This window comes from Arsukibacterium sp., from assembly GCF_041616895.1.
Classification (GTDB): Bacteria; Pseudomonadota; Gammaproteobacteria; order Enterobacterales; family Alteromonadaceae; genus Alishewanella.
Genome location: NZ_JBFJPY010000153.1, coordinates 1 through 4,633, shown reverse-complemented (window position 1 = coordinate 4,633; position 4,633 = coordinate 1). Strand labels below are relative to the sequence as shown.

Genomic DNA, 4,633 nt, shown 5'->3' with positions numbered 1-4,633 from the left:
TTTTGCCAGCCCGAATATTATGGGTAGCCATTGGCAGGCGCTTACCCGCTATGCCAATAATTCAGATGGCGAAAGTTATCAGTTTAATATCCAGCGACCCTTTTACCGCTTGAGTTCACCCTGGGCAGTCAGTGCCGATGTCAGTAAAGACAAACAGCAAATAAATGATTATGTCCTTGGTGAGAAAGTGAACCAGTACGATAGGACACAGCATGGCTTTACCAGCTTTTTTGGCTGGCGCCTGGCTGGCGATAGTAAGCGAATTCACCGGATTAACAGCGGAATCACCCTGGAAGATGTCAGTTTTGCCGACACGGCCGACACCTTGTTCAATCTGCCTGGCGAACGTAATTTATCAAGGGTGTGGGTTGAGTATCAGTTGCTGGAAGATAACTATCGTAAATTGTATAACATCAACCAGTTTAACCGGGTAGAAGATATTAACTTAGGCTGGCAGGCTTATCTGCGGCTGGGTCAGCTACAAAAAGGTCTGGGGGCTGACGCCAGTGGCTGGCAGCTTGATGCCGCCATAGAGAAAGCCTGGTCGTTGCACCATGACATCTGGCTGTTAGCCAGTTTTCGTTACCATGGCTTGAAAATGGCCGACTTACGCCAGCAACTGATCAGCACGCACTGGCAAATGGTATATCAGCTGAACCGGCAAAGCAGTGTGGTTGGCATTCTGGATTTACAACGTGGTAAAGATTTATTTGCCGATGAAGTGCTTTACCTGGGCGGCGACACCGGCCTGCGGGCTTTTCCGTTGTTTTACCAGCGCGGAGATAACCGGATAGTGGCCACCGCCGAGTATCGCTATTACACCGATTGGAATATTTTGCGGATTTTCGACGTAGGCTTTGCGGGTTTTGCCGATGCCGGCCGTAGCTGGGGAGCTGAGCAACGTGGTGAAAACGAGATTGACGACAGTATTCTATACGGAGTCGGTGTGGGTGTTCGCTTATTGTCTACCCACTCCAGCCGCGGCACTATGGTGCATATTGACTTAACCCGCCCGGTAACTGACAACCCGGAGCTGGGCAATTGGCAGTGGCGAATTACCGCTAAACGGCGTTTTTAACCTTCCTTACGCCTGACACAAACTACAAAATACCGTGGTGCGCTGTCCCAGCTTTATCTCTGTTAATGGCTGCTGGCAATTAACACACGGCTGGCCGCCCCGGCCATACACCAGTAATTGCTGTTTAAAATAGCCTGGCTTGCCATCAGCCTGACTGAAATCTTTTAAGGTAGTCCCCCCCTGTACAATTGCCGCCGAAAGGGTTTCTTTTACCACAGTGCTTAGCAGCGCCAGTTGATCAGCTGCCACGGTATTGGCGGGCGCACTCGGCAGAATGCCCGCTTTAAACAGGGCCTCATTGGCGTAAATATTTCCTACCCCGACTACCACCTTATTGTCCATTAGCACCAGCTTTATGGCAGCCGTGCGTTTGGCGCAAGCGTCAATCAATGTATTGACACTAAAGTCACTGGTCAATGGTTCGGGCCCTAACGCCGCCAGCAATGGATGCGGCTGATTTTTTGCCTGCCACAATACCGCACCAAAACGACGGGTATCGTTTAAGCGTAGTATTTTATTGTTGGATAGCAGTAAATCCAAATGGTCGTGTTTGGTAGCCGGAGTGGAGGCAGTCACTACTTTTAAATGCCCCGACATGCCTAAATGCAGAATAATGTCGCCAGCGGGCAAGCTAATCAGCAAGTATTTGGCCCGACGGGTAACCGCCAGGATCGGCTGGTTGCTTAGGGCAACCACCTCATCCGGGATCCACCAACGCAGCTGGCGCTGCCGGGCGACCACGCTCAGTAATTGCTGGCCTTCAAGATGCGGGCTAATCCCTAAACGGGATACTTCAACCTCGGGTAATTCTGGCACTACGTATACTCCAAAAAACGGGTACTCTAAAAAAGCGGGCGGGAACCGAGCCTTACTTTAATAAAAAGAGTTGTTTCGCCTGAGCAGCGCTCAGCTGGTAGAACTGACTGCTGCCCGCCTGTTGTAACAGGTACTGGCCAGCGTCTGACTCAGTATCCGGATACAATAACCAGATCACCGGGCTAGTCTCACCCACCAGTTGCACACTGGCCTGTGCCACCGGCACCCGGCTTTGCATGGGTAAGGTTTCTACCGGTGTTAACTGGCTATGTTGCCAGGCCAGCGCTAATTGCTCCGCATTAACCACGGTATTGCTTTGCGGTTGCAGTTGCCACTGCGGGCCAGCTTTTACCAGACGCTGATTGGCAAAACCCACCATTAGCAGCTGGGAATCAGCAGGAATTAACCGCTGCTCTGCTGTCATTTGTTGTTGTAAGCGCTGGGGAATGCCATACAGCACAAACATCAGAATAAGCACGGCAAAAATCAGCACATTATTCCAGTTGCGGCGCGAGAGTTTTAACATAGTTATACCTTAGTGCTCAGGGCAGCACCTGTCTGCAAGGGCGCAGCGGCATAGTAACTTAGGCAGGGTATAAAAAGCAAAAACCCGGCGAAGGCCGGGTTTTCAGGTCGATTACTTGATTTTCGCTTCTTTGAAAATCACGTGCTTACGCACTTTAGGATCGAACTTTTTAATTTCCATTTTTTCTGGCATGGTACGCTTGTTCTTCGTTGTAGTGTAGAAGAAGCCAGTACCGGCAGAAGAAACTAAACGGATTTTATCGCGCATGAGTTAATTCCTTATACCTTGTGACCGTTGGCACGAACGTCTACTAAAACGGCGTCGATACCTTTCTTGTCAATAATACGCATACCACGGGTGGTAGTACGTAAAGTAACAAAACGGTTTTCGCTTTCAACCCAGAAACGGTGAGTTTGCAGGTTAGGCAGGAAACGGCGCTTTGTCGCGTTGTTGGCGTGCGAACGACGGTTACCTACCATCGGACCTTTGCCAGTTACTTGGCATACTCTAGACATGTCTATATTTCTCCAAAATTACGTCAGCTCGAGCTATCATTCACCCTTCTGGCCTTGAAGGTTGCCCCGAAAATGGATGAGGGCGCACTTTATACACGAAAGCCCCACTAAACTCAAGAGAATTTAAATGGCACTTCAGGCAGATCCGTTGGCGATCCGCCCGTATCGTTTAAATATTGTTAAAGCCAGCCGCGTTCTGCAAAAGACACAACCTCTGCATCGCCCACCACAAAATGGTCCAGTATTTTTATATCTACTAACGCCATGGCCTGGGTCAGGCGCTCCGTTATTGCCCTGTCGGCGCGGCTTGGCTCTGCCACCCCGGAAGGATGATTATGAGCCAATATAACGGCGGCGGCATTATGCGCTAAAGCGCGCTGAACTACAATACGCGGATACACCGGCGATGCATCGATAGTCCCCATAAATAGTGGCTCGCTGGCAATTAAACGATGCTGATTATCAAGGTAAAGTAACAGGAAAATCTCACGTTGTTCGTGGCCTATGGTGTGTGACAAAAATTTTTTTACCAGGGCCGGCTCAGTAAATACCGTTTCGCGTTGTAATTGCTGTTGCATATAACGCTTACTCAGCTCCAACACTGCCTGTAATTGGACAAATTTTGCTTCGCCTAAACCTTTTGCCTGGCAAAACTCATGCTGGCTGGCGCCCATTAAGCGGCGTAGCGAGCCAAAATGATTCAAAAGCTGACGGGCCAGCGTAACGGCATCACAGCCACTGACCCCGGTGCGCAGAAATATCGCCAAAAGCTCGGCATCAGATAATGCCTTGGGCCCCAGTTGCAATAGTTTTTCGCGCGGTCGTTCGGTTAATGGCCAGTCAGAAATTGCCATCTGAATCCCCCCTGAATTGATGCCGATTTTTACGTTCCGTGTTATCTTATGCCGATGATTTCAGGACCAGCTTTAGGTATTTATGCAGCAGACACTGGCAGCAAAACGTATTTTACTGGGCATTAGTGGCGGCATTGCTGCCTACAAAAGTGCCGATTTAGTCCGCCGCTTAAAAGAGCGGGGCGCCGAGGTCAGAGTGATCCTAACCGATGCTGCCCAGCAATTTATTACTCCGCTTACTTTGCAGGCCGTATCGGGTAACCCGGTTAGCACCAGTATGCTAGACCCGGCAGCAGAAGCGGCCATGGGTCATATTGAACTGGCCAAATGGGCCAACCTTATTGTGGTGGCACCCGCCTCGGCCGATGTTATCGCCAGACTGGCCCACGGTATGGCTAACGACTTGCTCACTACCTGTGTACTGGCCACGGCAGCACCGGTGGCGGTAGCGCCTGCCATGAACCAGCAGATGTATAACAATATAGCTACCCAGCAAAACTTAGCAACAATAAAAAAACATAAATTTCACATTTATGGCCCGGGGGCCGGCGAGCAAGCCTGTGGTGACGTTGGCTATGGCCGCATGCTGGAACCGCTGGAGCTGGTTGCACTAATTGAGCAAAGTTTTGAGCAAACCCTGAAACCAGCTATCCCGCTTACGGGAGTTAAGGTAACCATTACCGCCGGCCCTACCCGTGAAGCGCTGGACCCGGTGCGTTATTTATCTAACCATAGCTCCGGTAAAATGGGCTTTGCCTTAGCCGCCGCTGCCGCTGCCATGGGCGCTGATGTCACGCTAATCAGTGGCCCGGTGCAACTGACTGCCCCAGTAGGGGTTAAGCGG

At 50.7% G+C, this 4,633-nt stretch carries 7 protein-coding genes; 2 read left to right on the top strand and 5 right to left on the bottom strand.

What is annotated here, in order from left to right; all coding sequences use genetic code 11:
• Positions 1-1,078 (top strand): hypothetical protein (locus tag ABY802_RS15945; RefSeq protein ID WP_372628113.1); only part of this gene is annotated, 1,078 nt, incomplete at its 5' end.
• Between the two features lie 6 nt (positions 1,079-1,084).
• On the opposite strand, the gene mutM is transcribed toward ABY802_RS15945, so the two are convergent.
• The 5 genes from mutM to radC form a co-directional block, all read right to left on the bottom strand.
• Positions 1,085-1,894: a bifunctional DNA-formamidopyrimidine glycosylase/DNA-(apurinic or apyrimidinic site) lyase gene (gene mutM, locus ABY802_RS15940; RefSeq protein ID WP_372628112.1), complete on the bottom strand. Its 810-nt coding sequence runs from the start codon at positions 1,892-1,894 to the stop codon at positions 1,085-1,087.
• Positions 1,895-1,946: 52 nt separating this feature from the next.
• Positions 1,947-2,420 carry a hypothetical protein gene (locus ABY802_RS15935; RefSeq protein WP_372628111.1) on the bottom strand — a complete coding sequence of 158 codons (474 nt, stop codon included), beginning with the start codon at positions 2,418-2,420 and terminating at the stop codon, positions 1,947-1,949.
• Positions 2,421-2,531: 111 nt separating this feature from the next.
• Complete coding sequence (gene rpmG / locus ABY802_RS15930) at positions 2,532-2,687, bottom strand: 50S ribosomal protein L33 (protein WP_008219722.1); 156 nt, start codon at positions 2,685-2,687, stop codon at positions 2,532-2,534.
• 11 nt (positions 2,688-2,698) lie between these two features.
• A complete protein-coding gene (gene rpmB / locus ABY802_RS15925; RefSeq protein ID WP_026349251.1) occupies positions 2,699-2,935 on the bottom strand; it encodes a 50S ribosomal protein L28 in 237 nt (78 codons plus the stop codon).
• A gap of 179 nt (positions 2,936-3,114) precedes the next feature.
• Positions 3,115-3,789, bottom strand: a complete 675-nt coding sequence (radC, locus tag ABY802_RS15920; protein WP_372628110.1) for a DNA repair protein RadC — start codon at positions 3,787-3,789, stop codon at positions 3,115-3,117.
• A gap of 82 nt (positions 3,790-3,871) precedes the next feature.
• Between radC and coaBC the strand changes: the two genes are divergently transcribed.
• Positions 3,872-4,633, top strand: a 762-nt coding sequence (gene coaBC / locus ABY802_RS15915; RefSeq protein WP_372628109.1) for a bifunctional phosphopantothenoylcysteine decarboxylase/phosphopantothenate--cysteine ligase CoaBC, incomplete at its 3' end; no start/stop codon positions are given.

What these genes read in the sequence shown, in the direction of transcription:
- ABY802_RS15935 (WP_372628111.1), bottom strand. Translation starts at nt 2,420, where the DNA reads ATGTTAAAACTCTCGCGCCGCAACTGGAATAATGTGCTGATTTTTGCC.
- rpmG (WP_008219722.1), bottom strand. Translation starts at nt 2,687, where the DNA reads ATGCGCGATAAAATCCGTTTAGTTTCTTCTGCCGGTACTGGCTTCTTC.
- rpmB (WP_026349251.1), bottom strand. Translation starts at nt 2,935, where the DNA reads ATGTCTAGAGTATGCCAAGTAACTGGCAAAGGTCCGATGGTAGGTAAC.
- radC (WP_372628110.1), bottom strand. Translation starts at nt 3,789, where the DNA reads ATGGCAATTTCTGACTGGCCATTAACCGAACGACCGCGCGAAAAACTA.